The sequence below is a fragment of the Streptomonospora arabica genome (genome assembly GCF_039531585.1).
In the GTDB taxonomy this organism is placed as follows: Bacteria; Actinomycetota; Actinomycetes; order Streptosporangiales; family Streptosporangiaceae; genus Streptomonospora; species Streptomonospora halophila.
In genome coordinates, this window is sequence record NZ_BAAAQI010000002.1 from 338,741 (window position 1) to 355,656 (window position 16,916).

The 16,916-nt window shown below is 70.1% G+C and carries 15 protein-coding genes and 1 tRNA gene; 7 read left to right on the top strand and 9 right to left on the bottom strand.

What is annotated here, in order from left to right; all coding sequences use genetic code 11:
• Positions 1–12: 12 nt before the first annotated feature.
• Both ABD284_RS04595 and ABD284_RS04600 read right to left on the bottom strand, forming a co-directional pair.
• Positions 13–1,305: a glucarate dehydratase family protein gene (locus tag ABD284_RS04595; protein WP_344141107.1), complete on the bottom strand. Its 1,293-nt coding sequence runs from the start codon at positions 1,303–1,305 to the stop codon at positions 13–15.
• A 9-nt stretch (positions 1,306–1,314) separates the two neighbouring features.
• On the bottom strand, positions 1,315–2,310 hold the full coding sequence (locus ABD284_RS04600) for a 5-dehydro-4-deoxyglucarate dehydratase (protein ID WP_386699738.1): 996 nt from the start codon (positions 2,308–2,310) through the stop codon (positions 1,315–1,317).
• 216 nt (positions 2,311–2,526) lie between these two features.
• On the opposite strand from ABD284_RS04600, the gene ABD284_RS04605 reads away from it, so the two are divergent.
• The 3 genes from ABD284_RS04605 (at position 2,527) to ABD284_RS04615 (ending at position 5,442) form a co-directional block, all read left to right on the top strand.
• Positions 2,527–3,300: an IclR family transcriptional regulator gene (locus tag ABD284_RS04605; RefSeq protein WP_344141108.1), complete on the top strand. Its 774-nt coding sequence runs from the start codon at positions 2,527–2,529 to the stop codon at positions 3,298–3,300.
• A gap of 408 nt (positions 3,301–3,708) precedes the next feature.
• Entirely contained in the window at positions 3,709–4,635 is a 927-nt protein-coding gene (locus ABD284_RS04610) for an alpha/beta hydrolase family protein (RefSeq protein ID WP_344141109.1), read from the top strand.
• A 285-nt stretch (positions 4,636–4,920) separates the two neighbouring features.
• A complete protein-coding gene (locus ABD284_RS04615) occupies positions 4,921–5,442 on the top strand; it encodes a hypothetical protein (RefSeq protein WP_344141110.1) in 522 nt (173 codons plus the stop codon).
• A gap of 164 nt (positions 5,443–5,606) precedes the next feature.
• On the opposite strand, the gene ABD284_RS04620 is transcribed toward ABD284_RS04615, so the two are convergent.
• From ABD284_RS04620 to ABD284_RS04630, 3 genes are all read right to left on the bottom strand, one after another.
• Positions 5,607–6,560 carry a glycine betaine ABC transporter substrate-binding protein gene (locus ABD284_RS04620; RefSeq protein WP_344141111.1) on the bottom strand — a complete coding sequence of 318 codons (954 nt, stop codon included), beginning with the start codon at positions 6,558–6,560 and terminating at the stop codon, positions 5,607–5,609.
• 75 nt (positions 6,561–6,635) lie between these two features.
• A complete protein-coding gene (locus ABD284_RS04625; RefSeq protein WP_344141479.1) occupies positions 6,636–7,868 on the bottom strand; it encodes an ABC transporter permease in 1,233 nt (410 codons plus the stop codon).
• Positions 7,869–7,873: 5 nt separating this feature from the next.
• Positions 7,874–9,217, bottom strand: a complete 1,344-nt coding sequence (locus ABD284_RS04630) for a quaternary amine ABC transporter ATP-binding protein (RefSeq protein ID WP_344141112.1) — start codon at positions 9,215–9,217, stop codon at positions 7,874–7,876.
• A 522-nt stretch (positions 9,218–9,739) separates the two neighbouring features.
• Here ABD284_RS04630 and ABD284_RS04635 point away from each other — a divergent pair.
• Both ABD284_RS04635 and ABD284_RS04640 read left to right on the top strand, forming a co-directional pair.
• A complete protein-coding gene (locus ABD284_RS04635) occupies positions 9,740–10,378 on the top strand; it encodes a rhomboid family intramembrane serine protease (RefSeq protein ID WP_386699737.1) in 639 nt (212 codons plus the stop codon).
• A 149-nt stretch (positions 10,379–10,527) separates the two neighbouring features.
• Positions 10,528–11,547, top strand: a complete 1,020-nt coding sequence (locus ABD284_RS04640) for an SDR family NAD(P)-dependent oxidoreductase (protein WP_344141113.1) — start codon at positions 10,528–10,530, stop codon at positions 11,545–11,547.
• 249 nt (positions 11,548–11,796) lie between these two features.
• Here the strand turns inward: ABD284_RS04640 and dcd are convergent, their stop codons facing one another.
• A complete protein-coding gene (gene dcd / locus ABD284_RS04645; RefSeq protein WP_344141114.1) occupies positions 11,797–12,390 on the bottom strand; it encodes a dCTP deaminase in 594 nt (197 codons plus the stop codon).
• Positions 12,391–12,509: 119 nt separating this feature from the next.
• On the opposite strand from dcd, the gene ABD284_RS04650 reads away from it, so the two are divergent.
• Positions 12,510–12,580 (top strand) — tRNA-Gly (locus ABD284_RS04650).
• 305 nt (positions 12,581–12,885) lie between these two features.
• Positions 12,886–13,143 (top strand): hypothetical protein, encoded by a 258-nt coding sequence (locus tag ABD284_RS04655; protein ID WP_344141115.1) that lies wholly within the window; start codon positions 12,886–12,888, stop codon positions 13,141–13,143.
• Between the two features lie 268 nt (positions 13,144–13,411).
• On the opposite strand, the gene ABD284_RS04660 is transcribed toward ABD284_RS04655, so the two are convergent.
• The 3 genes from ABD284_RS04660 to ABD284_RS04670 form a co-directional block, all read right to left on the bottom strand.
• Entirely contained in the window at positions 13,412–14,773 is a 1,362-nt protein-coding gene (locus ABD284_RS04660) for a hypothetical protein (RefSeq protein WP_344141116.1), read from the bottom strand.
• 740 nt (positions 14,774–15,513) lie between these two features.
• The gene (locus ABD284_RS04665; RefSeq protein WP_344141117.1) at positions 15,514–15,963 is read right to left on the bottom strand and encodes a hypothetical protein; all 450 of its coding nucleotides are present in this window, start codon (positions 15,961–15,963) and stop codon (positions 15,514–15,516) included.
• Entirely contained in the window at positions 15,960–16,655 is a 696-nt protein-coding gene (locus ABD284_RS04670; protein ID WP_344141118.1) for a hypothetical protein, read from the bottom strand. The genes ABD284_RS04665 and ABD284_RS04670 overlap by 4 nt, the downstream gene beginning before the upstream one ends.
• Between the last annotated feature and the right edge of the window lie 261 nt (positions 16,656–16,916).

Genomic DNA, 16,916 nt, shown 5'->3' on the forward strand with positions numbered 1-16,916 from the left:
CCGCGCGGTCCGCTACCAGCGCGGCAGGCGGGGCGCGGTCCAGTCGGGGTGCACGGCGCGCATGGCGCCGACGTCGTCGCGGTCCCGCACGTCGCTGTCGCTCCACCTGCGGTGCAGGTCGGCCAGCGCGTCGGTGTCCAGTTCGATCCCGAGCCCGGGAGCGTCGGAGACCTCCACCGCGCCGCCTTTGAAGGCGTGCGGCCGCGTGACGACGTCCTCCTGCTGCCAGGGGCGGTGCGTGTCGCAGGCGTGGTGCAGGTCGGGTACGGCGGCGGCCACGTGGGTCATCGCGGCCAGGCTGATGCCCAGGTGGGTGTTGGAGTGCATGGACACCCCCACGCCGTAGGTGCGGCACAGCGCGGCCAGGTCGAGCGTGGCGCGCAGCCCGCCCCAGAAGTGGTGGTCGGAGAGCACGACCTGCACGGCGTTGCGGGAGAACGCCTCCGGCACCTCGTCGAACCCGGTGACGCACATGTTGGTGGCCAGCGGCATGCCCGTGCGCTGGTGGATGCGCGCCATGGCGCCGACCCCGGCGGCGGGGTCCTCCAGGTACTCCAGCACCCCCGTCAGCTCGCGTGCCACGCGCTCGCCGGTCTCGGCGGACCAGGCGCCGTTGGGGTCCAGGCGCAGCGGCGTGTCGGGGAACGCCGTGCGCAGCGCGCGCACGGCCGCGATCTCCTGGTCGGGGTCGAACACGCCGCCCTTGAGCTTGATGGAGCCGAACCCGTAGCGGTCCGCGAACAGCCGGGCCTGCTCCACGACGCCCTGCGGGTCGAGCGCGCCGCCCCACTCGTCGGGGCCGGCGCCGGGGTGGGCCGCCCACTTGTAGAAGAGGTAGGCGCTGTAGTCGACGCGGTCGCGCACCCGGCCGCCGAGCAGGGCGTGCACGGGGACGCCCAGGATGCGGCCCCAGGCGTCGAGGCAGGCCACCTCGAACACCGCGAACACGCTGGCCTTGAGCTTTGCCAGGTCGCGCTTGCCGCGCAGGCCGGCGGCGTGCGTGCCGGCCTCGGCGTAGGCGGTCTCGTCGGCGCCCAGAACCTCGTCCACGACCGCGCGCAGGGCGGTGGGGCGGGACACGTCGGCGCCGGCCAGGTGCGGCGCGACCCTGCGGATCGCGGTGAGGTAGTCGGTGTCGCCGTAGGTCTCGCCGAGCCCGACGGCGCCCGACTCGGTCTCGATCTCCACGATCGTGCGCGGGGTGGCCGGCTGGTGCACGCCCTGCAGGTTCAGCAGCGGCGGGTCGGAGATGAGGATGGGGGTGACCCGGACCTCGCGGACACGGCCGGCGGTGGATTCAGGCATCGCGGTCCTTCACTGTTCGCGGTGTCGTCCGACGAGGTCGAGCCCGGCGGCGAGCAGCCGCTTCGCTTCGTCGAGGTGCTCGGGCGCGGGCTCGGCCAGCGGCGCCCGCACCGGGCCGACGTCGACGCCGGTCTCGGCGGCGCGCAGCCGGCAGGCGGCCTTGACCAGGGACACGGCGTAGCCGGTGCCCTTGTCGCGCAGGCTCACCCAGGGGATGAAGAAGCCGTCGAGCAGCCGGTCGACCGCGGCCGTGTCGCCCGCCGCCAGCGCTCGGAAGAACGCGGTGGCGATCTCGGGCGCGAAGGCGTGCACCGCCGAGGAGTACGCGCGGACGCCGGTCGCCGCGTAGGCCCGCGCCTGCAGTTCGGCGGTGGGCACGCCGTTGAAGAACAGGAAGTCGTCGGGCGCGGCGCGCACCAGGCGCTGCATCCGGTCCAGGTCGCCGTGGCCGTCCTTGAGCCCGATGATGTTGGGCACCTCGGCCAGCTCGGCCACGCTCTCGGGGGTGAAGGCGACCTGGTTGCGCTGGTAGGCGATGAGCGGCAGCCGGGTGGCGGCCGCGACGGCCCGGGTGTGCTCGACCAGGCCCGACTGCGGGCCCTTCACCAGGTAGGGCGGCAGCAGCAGGAGGGCGTCGGCCCCGGCGCGCTCGGCCGCCGCGGCGAAGTCGGCGGCCAGCCGCATGCCGTAGCCGGCGCCCGCGACGACCGGCACCCGCCCTCCGGCGCGTTGCACGGCGGTGCGCACGGCGGCCTCGTAGTCGTCCAGGCCCAGTGTGAAGAACTCGCCGGTGCCGCAGGCGGCGAAGACGGCGCCGGGCTCGCTCGCGAGCTGGTGGTCCAGGTAGGCGGCCGAGGCGCCCTCGGCGAAGCCGCCGTCGGCGTCGAACGGGGTCAGCGGGAACGCCAGGACGGCGCGCTCCATCCCGTGCGCGAGGCGCTCGGCGACCTCGCGGACGTAGTCGGGACGGCTCCCGCCGTGGCCTGCCCCTGCCACTGCACTCACACTGTCTCCATATGTAGACAACATTTCTCTATGTAGAAGGAGGTTATTCCGCGGACCACGCCACGTCAACGGGGCCGCAACCGGACCGGACAGGCTGCACTGCGGGGCTCGGCCGTGCCGCACCACGTCCGTGGCGCCCACGCATATGGATAGAATCCAGATACGCGGACAGGGAGTGCAGGAAATCCGAACCAGGCGCGACACCGGGAGGTCGTGGTGGCCGACGATGCGGCCGAGCGCAGCGTGCGCGAGGTCAAGTCCGCCGCGCGCACCGTGGAACTGCTCGAGGCACTCAGCGGGCTCGACCGGCCGGCCACGCTGCGCGTCTTGGCCGAGCGCATGGGCGTGCCGCGCAGCAGCCTCTACGCCCTGCTGCAGACCCTGGTCGGGCGCGGCTGGGTGCGCACCGACCCCACGGGGTCGCTGTACTCGATCGGCATCCGCGCGCTGCTCGCCGGCACCGGCTACATCGACGCCGACCCCCGTGCGGCGATGGTGAGCCCGTACCTGGACTCGCTCTCCGAGCGCCTGGGCGAGACCGTGCACTTCGCCCGCCTGGACGGCGCCGACGTCATCTACCTCGCCACCCGGGAGTCGCGGCACTACCTGCGCCCTTTCAGCCGCGTCGGGCGCAGACTGCCTGCGCACAGCACCTCTCTGGGCAAGGCGCTGCTGGCCGAGCGCACCGACGCCGCGGTCGACGCACTGCTCCCGGCCGAGCTGGACGCCGTCACGTCGAGGACCATCACCGACCGCGCCGCCCTGTTCGAGGAGCTCGCCGCCATCCGCGAGCGCGGCTACTCCACCGACGACGGTGAGAACGTGGTCGGGCTGCGCTGCATCGGGGTCGCGCTGGGCTACGACCGGCCCGCTCAGGACGCCGTCAGCTGCTCGATCCCCGCCGCCCGCTACACCCCCGGGAGCGCCGAGGCCGCGGTCGAGGCGCTCACGGAAATCCGGACCGCGCTGGAGCGCTCCGGGCTCTGGTAGGCGGCCCGTGCGGCGGGCGTGCGGCACTGCATCCGGAGCCGGCCCTTCGTTCGCCCCTCGCCCGCCCGCCTGCCGCGCCCGAACCGCCCGAACTTCGTCGCGTCCCGCCCCTCGCGGACGGCACTGATTCCACCGTCGCGACCTGCGGCGAAGCCGACACTGGTGGTTCAACGGATAGGCCGTGACGCCGCGATTGCGGATAGTTACCCCATGCCCGCATACAGCATGCAGGCGCGTCCGGAGACCCCCGGACTGAAAGCGGCCGAGCCGGCGGATCCCCCAACCCCCTGATCCCGAACCCCGCCCCGCTCCGCGCCGCCGATCCCCCTGGAACCGACGGCGAGCCGCGCCCGCGGACCCCCCGCGGAGCCTGCGGCCCCCCGTCGCGAGGCAAAGGAAGCATTCCCCATGTTCGCACCGAACACCACCGCCGAGCAGCCCGAGGCGGCCACCCCGTCCGCCGCGTCCCCCTCCCGCGGCCCTCTGCACACCGCCGGGCGGATCGCCGTGACCCTGGCGCTGGCACTCGGCGGAACCGCCGCCGTGAGCGCGCCGGCCCAGGCCGACGAGATCGGCCCCGACCCCTCAGAGGAGAGCATCGAGGCGCCCACCGGACCGTTCGACACCGACGACGAGGACGTCTCCTCGCTGGTGAGCGGCTTCGGCGGCGGCACGATCTACTACCCCACCGACGACAGCCACACCTACGGCGGTGTGGTCGTCGCCCCGGGCTACACGGCCAGTTCCTCGTCGATGTCCTGGCTCGGCCCGCGGCTCGCCTCGCAGGGCTTCGTGGTCTTCACCATCGACACCAACTCCCGCTACGACCAGCCCGCCAGCCGGGGACGCCAGATCGGCGCCGCACTGGACTACCTGGCCGACAGCAGCGACGTGAGCGACATCGTCGACGGCGACCGCATGGCGGCCATGGGCCACTCCATGGGCGGCGGCGGAACGCTGGAGATCGCCGAGGACCGCCCCGAGCTGAAGGCCGCCATCCCGCTGACCGCGTGGAACCTGGACAAGAGCTGGGGCGGTGTCAGCGTGCCGACCCTGGTCGTGGGCGCGGAGAACGACTCCGTCGCCTCGGTGCAGAGCCATTCCATCCCGTTCTACGAGAGCCTGCCGAGCTCGCCCGGCAAGGCCTACCTGGAGCTGGACGGCGCCTCGCACTTCGCGCCGAACCTGTCGAACACGACCATCGCGAAGTACAGCATCTCCTGGCTGAAGCTGTACGTGGACGGTGACCAGCGCTACGAGCAGTTCCTCTGCCCGCCTCCGGACAGCGGCGGCCTGTTCTCCGACATCTCCGACTACCGCGAGACCAACTGCTAGAGCTTCGCCTTCCGACGTGCCCGACGCCTGTCAGGAGCGGCGCCGCCTCCTAACCGGGCGGGCGCCGGGGCGGGCACGGAAGCGGGACACCGCAGGGCTGATGGCGGCCGCGCGCAGCGGCCGCCATCGGCGTGTTCGGGCACCGGCAGCGGAGGCATCTGGACACACGCCGAAAAGGCGCCGCCGATCGCCGCAAACCGCCGTTGCACCGCCCGGATAACCGATATGGTTCCGATTGCCGCGTCCCCTTTGCCAGTCCCCCTGCTCAGTGAGAGAGGCGCTCCCGTGTCCGAAATCGTTCGGCTGACCTGCCCGATGGGCCGCAAACGGGCGGAGCTGTGGAGCGGCGCGGTCCTGGCGCTGGCCGGCGCGGGAGGTGCCGCGGCGGCGTTCGCCGGGCTTGTGGGCCTGCCCGAGCAGGACGCTCAGGGGGCGCTGCGCTGGGGTGCCGTGGCGCTGAGCGCCGCGGTGCTGGTGGCCGGGCTGGCGCTGCTGGCCGACGGCCTCCGGCTGCGGGTGCCGGTGCTCGAGGTCGAGGACGGGGAGTTCCGCTACACGCGCGGGCGCTACATCGTGCGCATCCCGTTCGCCGACGTCGGCTCCTACTACGTGCTGCGCGGACGCACCCGGTCGCTGGGCCTGTGCGACGTCACCGGCCGCCCGCGCCAGTTCCCCTCGGTCCAAGGGCGCCGCGCCAGCCGCCCCTACCTGCCGCTCACCGGGCTGACCTCGCCGGACAAGGTCGACGCGTTCATGAGTACAGCGGGCATCCCCCCGCGCGACCGCTCGCTCACGTCGGGGCGCTGAGCCCGCGCTTAGGCGGCGACCGCCGAACGGGCGCCCGCCGCCGCAGGGCCCCGTAGGCTGCAAACGGACCTCCCCCGCACAGCACGGCGGGCCGCGCCCCGAAGGACGCGGCCCGTTCGCTGCACGAGGTGCGGCACCCGCAGGTGCCGGGCGACCTGCGCGGGCTAGGAGCTGAAGTCCAGGCCCTTGGCGTCGTCGCCCATGACCTCCTTGAGATAGTCGGGGTTGTCGGCCAGCCAGGCCTTCGCACCCTCGGTCTCCTCGCCCTCGTACTCACCGATGACCGTCTGCTCGAGGCTGCCGATCTGCTCGTCGGAGAGCTTGAAGTTGCCGATCCACTCGGCGAGGTCCGGGTAGTCTTCGGAGAAGCCGGGACGGCCGATGCTGTGGATCGACTCGGGCTCGCCCATCGCGCCCTTGGGGTCCTCGAGGTCCTTGAGGTCCTCCTGGGCGTAGACGATGTGCGGACGCCACAGCGTCACGACGATCGGCTTCTCCTCCTTGATCGCCGTACGCAGCTCCTCCAGCATCGCCGGCGTGGAGGACTTGACCAGCTTGTACTCGCCCTCGAGGCCGTAGGCGGGCATCGCCTCCTCTTCGGTGGTCTGCACCAGGCCCGAGCCGGACTCGATGCCGATGATCTCGCCGCCGAACTCGTCGGACTTGCCCTTGAGGTCCTCGATGGAGTTGACGTCCTCCATGTAGGACGGCACCGTCAGCTCCAGGCTGGCGCCCTCGTTCCAGGCGCCGAGGTCCTCGACCTTGTCGCCGTACTTGTCCCAGTACTCCCCATGGGTGTTGGGCAGCCACGTGTCGAGGTACAGGTCGATGTCGCCGTCGGCCGTGCCCTGGAACACCGGGGCCACGTCGACGTTCTCGATGTTGACCGTGTAGCCCTTCTCCTCCAGGACCGCCTTCCACAGGTGGGTGACGGCGATGTCCTCCTCCCAGGGGATGAGGCCGATGGTGATCTCCTTGTCACCGCCGCCTTCACCCTCCGACGGGCCCGTGGACACGCCGCCCTCGCCGCCACCGCCGCAGGCGCCGGCGACGAGCGCCAGCGTCGCGGCCGCGGCACCTACTCCGATCAGCTTCGTGAAGCGTTTTGCCTCGCTCACGATTCCTCCTCTTTTGTGCGGGTGATTCCGGGAACCCCGCCGATGCGGGCGACGGCGGGGAGGGGGATGGTGGGTTCAGGCGGACGCGCGCTGCGCCCTGGCGGCGGGTGAGTAGCGGGTCACCGCACCGGTCAGCCGGTCCAGGAAGATGGCCAGGATGACCACGGCGATACCGCCCTCGAAGCCCACCGGGACGTCGCCCTGCGCGATACCCGTGTAGACGTCGTTGCCCAGGCCGCCGGCGCCGACCATGCCGGCGATGACGACCATCGACAGACTGAGCATGATGATCTGGTTGATGCCGGCCATGATCGTGGCCAGCGCCAGCGGCAGCTGGATCCGGCGCAGGATCTGCCAGTCCGGCGCGCCGAACGCCTCGCCGGCCTCGACCAGCTCCTTGTCGACCTGGCGGATGCCCAGCTCGGTCAGCCGGACGCCGGGAGGCATCGCGAAGATGACCGTCGCGATGACGCCGGGCACGGTGCCGATGCTGAAGAAGGCGATCGCCGGCAGCAGGTAGACGAACGCGGGCAGGGTCTGCATGAAGTCCAGGACCGGCTTGACCACGGTGCTGACGTGGCGGCTCTGCGCCGCGAGCACGCCGATGGGCAGTGAGACCGCCACGGCGACCACGGTCGCGACCAGGATCAGCGCGAGGCTGCTCATCGCGTTCTCCCAGCTCTCCATGCTGATGATCAGCAGGAAGCCGAGAATGCTGAACAGGCCGATGCCCCAGCCCGCCACGGTGAAGGCCAGCGCGGACAGCAGGACCGCGACAATCAGGGACAGCTGCACGCCCAGGACGAAGTGCAGGACCAGGATCAGCAGCAGCGCGGCGGTCCACGCGACGGCGACGACCTGCTGGCGCCGCTCGCGCGCGGCAGTGAAGCTGATGGCCACCAGCGCGGTGAGTAGCAGCAGAGCCAGGATCAGCGGCGGGTAGACGTACTCGGCGCCGAACAGGTTCATGGCCCACAGGAACAGCGGGGCCGGCAGCGAGGTGATCACCGCGGAGGCCAGTCCGGCCGCCAGCTCGGCGACGTAGAACCCGGCCCATACCGCGATGGCGATCAGCGTCGGCTTGCGGTGCTTGCGCGCCAGCAGCCCGCCGGCGACGAACGCCGCGGCCAGCAGCGTGAACTGGGTGGCCGAAGGCATGAAGAACAGCGTCGACAGCGTGCTGACACACGCCTGGATGATCAGGTCGACGAAGTCGAAGAACGAGCCGAAGGTCACCCGCAGCCACTCGATGGCGGCGTCGAAGGTGGTGCCGACCGGAACGCGCGGCACGGGAACGGCGTAGGACATCAGGCTCATCGCCGGCTCCCTTCGGTGGCCGGGGCGTCGTCGCCGGGTTCGGCCCCGGAGTCGTCGGCGCCGGAGTCGCCGGCACCGGAACCGGATGCCGACTCGTCGGCACGAGAGGCCTCGTCCGCTGCGGACGCGGTCTCGGCCGCCTCGTCCGCACCGTTCTCCTCGCCGCCGCCGGGGGTGGCCAGGGCGGCAAGCAGAGTGCCCCGGGGAATGACGCCGACCAGCCGCTCGTCGTCGTCGATCACGGCCAGCGGGTAAGAGCTCTCCGCGGCCTGGACGAACATGTCGGCGACCGCGGTGTCGGGCGACACGCGCTCGGCCGCGCCGACCAGCCCGGCCAGCTCCTTGACGTTGTCGCGCACGGCTTCGGCGATCGCGCTCTCACCGACGACGCCCATCAGCCTGCGGTCGCGCTGGACCACGAACGCCCACGGGGTCTGGTTGTCGCGCATGGTCCGCAGCGCCGTGCGGGGGCCCTGGCCCGGGTCGATAACCGGGATGGGCTTCTCCATGACCGATGAGGCGGTGAGCACGCGCGTGCGGTCGACGTCCTCGATGAAGTTAGCGACGTAGTCGTTGGCCGGGTCGTTGAGGATCTCCTCGGCCTTGCCGATCTGGGCGACGCGCCCGTCGCGCAGCACGCAGATGCGGTCGCCCAGGCGCATCGCCTCGTTGAGGTCGTGGGTGATGAAGACGATGGTCTTGCCCAGCGACGCCTGCAGCTCCAGCAGCTGCGTCTGCATGTCGCGCCGGATCAACGGGTCGAGCGCGCTGAAGGCCTCGTCCATCAGGATGATCTCGGTGTCGGCGGCCAGAGCCCGCGCCAGGCCGACGCGCTGCTGCATCCCGCCGGACAGCTGGCCGGGGACCTTCACCTCCCAGCCGTCGAGGCCGACCATCGCCAGCGCCTCGCGCGCCTTGGTCTCGCGTTCGGCGCGGGGCACGCCGCGGACCTCCAGGCCGTAGGCCGCGTTCTCCAGCACCGTGCGGTGCGGGAACAGCGCGAAGTGCTGGAACACCATGCTGACCTTGTCGCTGCGCAGTTTGCGCAGCTCCGACTTGCCCAGCTTGGTGATGTCGGTCCCGTCGATCTCGACGGTCCCCGACGTGTGCGGCAACAGACCGTTGAGCATCCGGATCAGCGTGGACTTGCCGGAGCCCGACAGACCCATGACCACGAAGATCTCGCCCGGCTGCACCTCGAAGGAGACGTCGATGACCGCGGCGGTGACGTTCAGCGACTTGATGTCGTCGCGGTGCCGACCGTCCGCCAGCAGCTCGACCGCCCTGGTCGGGCGCCTGCCGAATATCTTGTAAAGCTTGTCTGCGCGTACTGCTGGCACGGTCTCCTCTTTGGCTCTGTCCAGTGGCACACCCGAGGGACGCCCCTGGAGGCGGCCCTGCGCGCGCCTCGGCGATGCGCGCCGGACTTACTTTCCGTTACCGGGCTTGTCGGTCCACACCTTCATGAGTGCCCCTGCCGGATCGGGGCCCTGCACGCGCGCCACGTCCTTACCGCTCTTTAAGTCCCATTTATGGTGATAGGAACCCTACCGACGAAGTGCGAAGACTTGCCGCCGGCATCGTCACGGAGAGATAACACGTTTACTGTCGAGCACCCCCCGGAAAGCGGACGTGCGCACCGCACTTGGACCACGCGATGCCGCCTGAATGTGATCTACACCACACTTCATACCGAGGTGACCACGATCACTGTTCCGGTGTCTTGGCAGCTCAAAACGGCTACGCTCAGATCGTTCGCGTGTGTGTACCGTGATTCTCTGCTATAGGCCGGTACACCCTCCGTCCACAGACCCGGAACCGCTCCCGGGTCGGGCTGGAGGCCGTCGCGTAAAGTCGAGAGAGTGACGCACTCACGCACAGTCGGCTTCCTGACCGTCGCGGCGATGCTGGCCGCGATGTGGGTGTTCGAGATCGTCGACACCGTCATGGGCGGCGCGCTCGACATGGTCTTCGGTCTGCGGTCGTGGACCTTCGACAACGTCTGGAGCGTTGTCACCGCCCCCTTCATGCACGCCGGCTTCACCCACCTGATCAGCAACTCGATCCCGTTCCTGGTGCTCGGGGCGCTCGTGGCGATCGGCGGCCTGGGGCGCTTCGCGTGGACCACGCTGATCGTGATGGCGGCCAGCGGGATCGGCGTCTGGCTGCTCAGCCCGCAGGGCACCCTGACCGTGGGCGCCAGCGGCCTGGTCTTCGGCTACTTCGGCTACACCGTGCTGCGCGGCATCGTCGAACGGCGCACCGTCGACATCGTGATCATGATCTGCGTGATCCTGTTCTACGGGACGCTCATCTTCGGCGTGCTGCCCCAGCAGACCGGCGTCTCCTGGCAGGCCCACCTGTTCGGCTTCCTGGGCGGGCTGTTCGCGGCCTACGTGCTCCCCCGGCGCCAGAGCCGGCGCGAGCTGAACGGCGGCTACGGCGGGCGGCCCGGGCCCGGGCCCGGGGGCTACGGCGGGTACGGAGCACCGCTGCGCTAGGAGCCTTCGCCGCACGCGGGGCCGAGCCGCCGCGGATGCGGAGGGGCGGAGCGGGCGCGGGGCCCGAACCGTTCCGGGAGCGGGATCGGCGGCGGAACACGCCGGCGACACTTGAGTTAGAGGGCACTCGAAGTCCTAGCATCGCGGCCATGACCACACAGCAGACGCCGCAGCGCCCGATCGGCTCGGGCTTCTCGAACCGGACCACCGCGAAGGAGGTCCTGGAGGGGATCGACCTCAGCGGCAAGCTCGCCGTCGTGACCGGCGGCTACTCCGGCCTGGGGCTGGAGACCACCCGCGCGCTCGTCGAGGCGGGCGCCCACGTCGTCGTCCCGGCCCGCCGCCGCGCGGCGGCCGAGGAGGCTCTCGCGGGGATCGGCGGACAGGCCGGCGGGTCCGCCGGGGGCGTCGTGGGCGTCGAGGGCGTCGAGGTGGACGAGCTCGACCTCGGCGACCTGGACAGCGTCCGCGCCTTCGCCGACCGGTTCCTGGCCACGGGGCGCGGCATCGACATCATGATCGACAACGCCGGGATCATGGCGTGCCCGGAGACCCGCGTCGGCCCGGGCTGGGAGGCGCAGTTCGCCACCAACCACCTCGGCCACTTCGCCCTGGTCAACCGCCTGTGGCCCGTCATCGCCTCCGGCGGTGGCGCCCGCGTCGTCTCGGTCTCCTCCCGCGGCCACCACCGCTCCCCCATGCGCTGGGACGATGTGCACTTCGAACGGTCCTACGACAAGTGGGAGGCCTACGGGCAGGCCAAGACCGCCAACGTGCTCTTCGCCGTCCACCTCGACGCGCTGGGCCGGGAGTCGGGGGTGCGCGCGTTCTCGCTGCACCCGGGCGGCATCCTCACCCCGCTGCAGCGCCACCTCCCCAAGGAGGAGATGGTGGCCGCGGGCTGGATCGACGAGCAGGGCAATCCGATCAACCCGGCCTTCAAGACCCCCGAGCAGGGCGCGGCCACCCAGGTGTGGGCGGCGACCTCACCGCAGCTCGCGGGAATGGGCGGGGTGTACTGCGAGGACTGCGACATCGCCGAGATGGTCGAGACCGGGGACGCGAGCACGCCGTCGGCGGTGCGCGCGTACGCCGTCGACCCCGAGCAGGCCGCCCGGCTGTGGGAGCTGTCAGCCGAGCTGACGGGGGTGGACGCGTTCGCGCGGTAGGACCGCGCTGAGGGGGCGGTCAGCGGGGGCGGTCGGCGGGGGCGGGGCGGCAGTGCGGCGGTCGTCAGCAGGAGGACCGCGTGGTGGAGGCGGCATGGGGCGGGTGAGCGGCAGTCCGAAGCGGCCGGGCCGGGCGACGCGTGTCGAAGGGCGCGCAGAGGGAGCCGCACGGCGAGGGGCAGCAAGAGTGGGGGCGCCACGGTAGGCGGTCGCGGGGGCGGTCGGCGGTCGGCGGTCGGCGTCGCCCGACTACGCCTGCGCGGCTCCCTCACCCGTCCCCCAGCGGAAGTTCTTGTACGACCGCGAGGGGGTCGGGCCCCGCTGGTTCTGGTACCGCGACCCGTACTGGGACGAGCCGTAGGGGAACTCGGCCGGCGAGGTCAGCCGGAACATGCACAGCTGCCCGATGCGCATCCCGGGGTAGAGCTTCATCGGCAGCGTCGCGACGTTCGACAGCTCCAGCGTCACGTGCCCGGAGAAGCCGGGGTCGATGAAGCCGGCCGTGGAGTGGGTGAGCAGTCCCAGCCGACCCAGCGAGCTCTTGCCCTCCAGGCGGCTCGCGATGTCGTCGGGCAGCGCGACCACCTCGTAGGTCGACGCCAGCACGAACTCCCCCGGATGCAGGATGAACGGCTCGTCCCCGTCCGGCTCCACCAGGCGCGTCAGATCGGGCTGCTCCACAGCGGGGTCGATGTGCGGGTACTTGTGGTTCTCGAAGACCCGGAAGTACCGGTCAAGCCGCACGTCCACGCTCGACGGCTGGACGAGGCCGGGGTCGTACGGATCGATCTTGACCCGCCCGGACTCGATTTCAGACCTGATGTCGCGATCGGAGAGCAGCACCCTCCAGAACCTACCGCCTCCCACCGGCCCACCGCCGCCCCGCGCTCCGGTTACCCGCTCCCCGCCGACATCCGGTAAGCTGTCCTGAGTCGGCGGGAGACCGCAATCCCCGCAGCGACGCGGATGTAGTTCAATGGTAGAACTTCAGCTTCCCAAGCTGATAACGCGGGTTCGATTCCCGTCATCCGCTCTGTACGAAAAAGAGCCCTGACCTGCGATATCAAATCGAACAGGCAGGGCTTTTTTAGCGCCCAGGGTGCACGCGAGTGTGCACCACCTCGCCGCCGCCGGTTTCTATCCAGGCTCCATCCCGTCATCCGGCCCCCGCCGAGGGTGCACCAGGGTGCACGGGCGCGGGAGCGCCGGCCCCAGAGGCGGCCGGCGCCCACCTGAAGCACCCTCGCAGAACGGCCACATTCCCCGATCGCCACAGACGGCGACCGCAACCAGCTCGCCTTGTGATCTGTCCTGGCTTCCCGCTATCCCCGGCACCGCGTGCGCAGCTACGTCCGATCCGACGGCACCACGGTGCGCGGCCACTATCGCGCCAACCGCGGACCGTCGCCGACCCCCGCACGTTCGTCCGGCAACGCCGGCAACGGCTTCGATCCCGTCCTCATCCTGATTGTGCTGGCCGTCATCGGCGCTCTCGCCGCACGGGTCGGCTGGACCCGGGCTCCTTCGGCGCGGTGGACTCGGCGCCGCGCCGGAGGAGTCGTTTCTACTTCTGGAAACATGCATTTCCTGAAGTAGACTGGCCGGGTGACTTCTGGAAACACGACCTTCGGTGTGACCTTGGGGTTTGAGTGGCGTGGAATCTCCGCCACTCGATGACATGCCATCGAGCCTTGAAGCGAACGCGGAGAATCCGCCATCGGTCTACCGGAGCGACACGTCGACTTCGCCGCTCTGACAAAGTGAGAGCCCCGAATCCCGCTCCAGTGGCGAAGCCGTGATGATTGAACGCTGAGACCCCAGCTCACGACCGCGATCGCTCTCAGGACTCCATCCCGTACCTCAACTACTCACCTCCGCGGCCCCGGGCACGCCGCAACCAGGCGCGCCAGCCGCGTTCGGGGCGCGGGGATGTGGCGTTGCCGCCGTCACCGTGGATGTGGAGGTGCAGGGCGTCGATGGTCCCTGCTTGGACCGCGGCGCCGTGCACGGTCGTCGCGCAGAGCGTGTTGCGCGTTCCGCCTTCTTCCTCCGGTGACGGGCGCGGCGGGCGGCCGACCGGCCACACGGTGCGGATGCGCCGTGTGTCATGTTGCCGGTACAGCCACCTGTACTCTTCGGTATCCACCAGTGGTCCGGTCTCGCAATCCCCCAGTACCTCACGCGCGGCGTCCTCGCACGCCGCCGCCAGTCCGGGCCGGGCGGCAAGTCGCCGCTTCATCTCGGCGAGCCTGTCGCGTCCAAAATCCCAGATGTCTGACTCATGCGGGCGCGCTTTTTCCAGCGCATGGGCCACTTTGCGCAGCTTGGCGTGTAGGCGGAGCAGTTCGGTCTTGCGGGGATGGGTGAAGGCACGGTGCGCCATGCCGGACAGCCATGCCTGCACCTCGTCCGCCGGTGCGTCGGACTCAATGTGCCGCTGGAGGCCCTCCGCTACCTCGCGGCGGAGGCCGGGGGCGACGTGGGCGACCGTATCCAGATGTTGGTGCAGTCCCTTCGTCTGTTTTCGTACTGCCGGCAGTTCGGCCAGGTGCCGCATTCGGTGCAGTTCGGGCGGCGTCTGCTTCCGTACCGCCGGTACTCCCCACATGTCGAGGGCGGTCTTGATCTCATCCCGCTCCGCAAGCAGTCCGTAATCCCCGGGGAGGTAGCCGGGGTGGGAGGCGATCCGTTTGCACAGCTCGTACACGCTGGTGTCCTCGCGGAGCTGAATGAGGACGTCGGTGTCTTCGCGGAGGCAGACGACGAGCAGCGCGGGCAATCGTTGTTCGGGCACGCCGAAGAATCCCGCGCAGCGTGAGACGGCCTCGGTCCAGGCGGCGTGCTGGAGCTGCGGCGGGTGGCGCGGGATGGGGGTGCGCTGGATCCCGGGGGTGACCAGCCGGGTGTAGTCGAAAGGGGGGATGTCGTGGAGTGCGGCGCGCTTCAGGAACTCATGTCTGCGGACTGCCTCGGGCTGATGCATGCGGGCCTCCTCGACGGAGGTAGCCCTGCGCTCCGGCTCGAGGTGGGGTTCTGGGCATAAGACGGCTAATGCGTGCCCGGTGACGTCGTGGATGCTGGTCCAGTCGCGGGTGAGTTCCTGGTGCAGGCTTCTCGCCTCGGCCGTGCGGGCCAGTACCACCATGAGCCCCAGATAGCCCCCGCGCTCGGCCGCCCTCATGATGTACGGCAAGTAGTCTGCGGCCTGCACCGGTATCGTGATCACGCCGCTCTCACCTCCGCTTCCGGCCACTCCGCCGCTGGATGAGAGGTTCAGCCTCTCACGAGGGCTGCCCTGCTGAGCGCCGATACTCGTGCAGACCCCTGATGACAGGGACGCGGATTCTCCGCTGCCCCGGTCGTAGACTCCCCGGCCCGTAGAACACTTCCGGGGCCGCTACGGTCCTCTTCAGGAAACAGCTCTTCTGTGAAGGCAACCGCGCATGGCGGCCACCACGACCCCGGCGAACACCGATCAGGATCCGCATGAGTTTCCCTCACGAAAGGTGTTGACCGTCCTCGGCGCTCCCGCGGACAGCGACACCACCCTCGCCGCGTGGACGCAGACCTATGTCTCCGCGGCGGTGCGCGGGGGCCGCTCCGAGGAGGTCGCCGCCAAGATCACCCGGAATCAGGCCCGGGTTCCGCACCTGGATGCTGGAGGGGTTCGGCCACGACCGCCTCGGAGCGGTGACCCCCCGCGAAGTGACCGCCTGGCGCGACCACCTCGCCGAGCAGGGCATCCAACGCCATGGCGCTCTGCCGGCTCCGATGGCCCCGGCTACGGTCAACAACCACCTGGCCCACCTCTCGGCGTTCTTCACCTGGGTAGCCGCCCACGCCGACGCCGACCTACTGCCGGGCGGGGACCCAACCAAGGGCGTCGAGGTACGTACTGCCCCTGCCCGCCCCGGAGGTCCGGGCACTGTCGGCTCCTGCCAGTCTCGACCCGCAGCCTCCTCACCCCTAGGAGGGATAGCCGAGTTCCTCAACCGTGTGCTCCTCGGCGGCCGCGGCACGGTTGAGCTCGGCGGCCGGAAAGGGTGTCTGCTTGCTCTCCGTAAGCAGCTGGCGGTGGAAGCCGTCCAGGACGACGGTGGCCCGGGCATGCCGTTCGATGATGATCGCCGCGATCTCCGGCACAACACCGCTGGTCCTTCGACCTGCGCTCCACTCCTGCAGGAACACGTCTGTCTCCGTATCACCCTGAAGGCGGTCGGCGAGATGGTGGAGCAGATGGCTCGCGGTGTAGTGGCGGTCGTACGCGAGATGGTCCGAAAGGAATTGCTCCTCGTCCGCTGAGAGCTCAAAGCCTGAGCTCAGGGCCAGTCCGAAGTCCGCGAAGTAGATCAGCCGACCGTCGGTCAGGAGGTTGTTGAAATGAGCATCGAAGTGCACGAGCCTGCGAGAGCTCATGAATGCCGCTCCCCGCGCCAAGGCGTCCTCCACCCACAGCCAGAGAGAGCTGGCGCCAGCCAAGTCGCATTCTCCTGGTGCTCGCTCAGCCACGCACCGAGTGTCTGCGGCACGTGCTCAAGGAAGAGCACCAGGCTGCGGGAGGAGCGGCCGATAGCCTCCAGCCGCTCGCGCACGGCCGGTGAGCCCTCCCAGTGGGCGACCGCGCCGTCGATGCCACCGAACTCGTCCACGAAGCCTTCGGGAGGGGAATCGGGCAGGACACGCCAGTGGTACATCAGGGGAAAACCCTCGTGCTCCCTTTCCAGGACCCAGTCGCTGGTCATGGTATGAACCGCCAGCTCCCGCCAGGCACCGAACCCGGCCGAGCCCACTCCGTACTGGTAGAACATCGGCAGGCCGAAGAGGTTCTCCGTGGACCGGACGTTTTCCGGCTGGGCCTCGACTTCGGTCAACGGCACCCTCTTGACGAAGACCCGCGTCCCGTCGATGTCCAATTCCGCGGACCTGCCGCCGATGCCGGATACAACCGCAGAGGCTGAAGAGACGACGTCACCGAGTCGCCGGTCGCTCAACAACGACAGACGAGTAGCCGCGGTCCCGTAGGCAGCCAGACGCGCGGCGTACTTGGAATCGAAGCGGCGCATCGACGGCTCCGCGGGGTGCACCGAACCCAGGGCATCGGTGATCACATAGACGAATCGACCCTATCCGTCCCAGTTCTCCCGAAGCTACGGCGAGCCGCAAAGTAGCTCGTGACTCGTGCTCCAAAGACCTTCATCGGCCGAATCCGGTTCGGTTTTGCGAAGTGCTCGGGGTCGGCGGTCGCCGGCTGCCGACCCACCTGCCACCCGGCCGTCACGGAATTTTCCACCTGTCGCACGAACCGCTAGGCACGGGGTAGCGTCAGATCCCTGTAGCGACCGAAATGGTCGATCCTTGGGCAATTCCCA

Bases quoted from the DNA above. Each gene is read 5' to 3' on its own strand.
- ABD284_RS04665 (WP_344141117.1), bottom strand. From the start codon at position 15,963: ATGAGCTCTCGCAGGCTCGTGCACTTCGATGCTCATTTCAACAACCTC.
- ABD284_RS04595 (WP_344141107.1), bottom strand. From the start codon at position 1,305: ATGCCTGAATCCACCGCCGGCCGTGTCCGCGAGGTCCGGGTCACCCCC.
- ABD284_RS04625 (WP_344141479.1), bottom strand. From the start codon at position 7,868: ATGTCCTACGCCGTTCCCGTGCCGCGCGTTCCGGTCGGCACCACCTTC.
- ABD284_RS04610 (WP_344141109.1), top strand. From the start codon at position 3,709: ATGTTCGCACCGAACACCACCGCCGAGCAGCCCGAGGCGGCCACCCCG.
- ABD284_RS04640 (WP_344141113.1), top strand. From the start codon at position 10,528: ATGACCACACAGCAGACGCCGCAGCGCCCGATCGGCTCGGGCTTCTCG.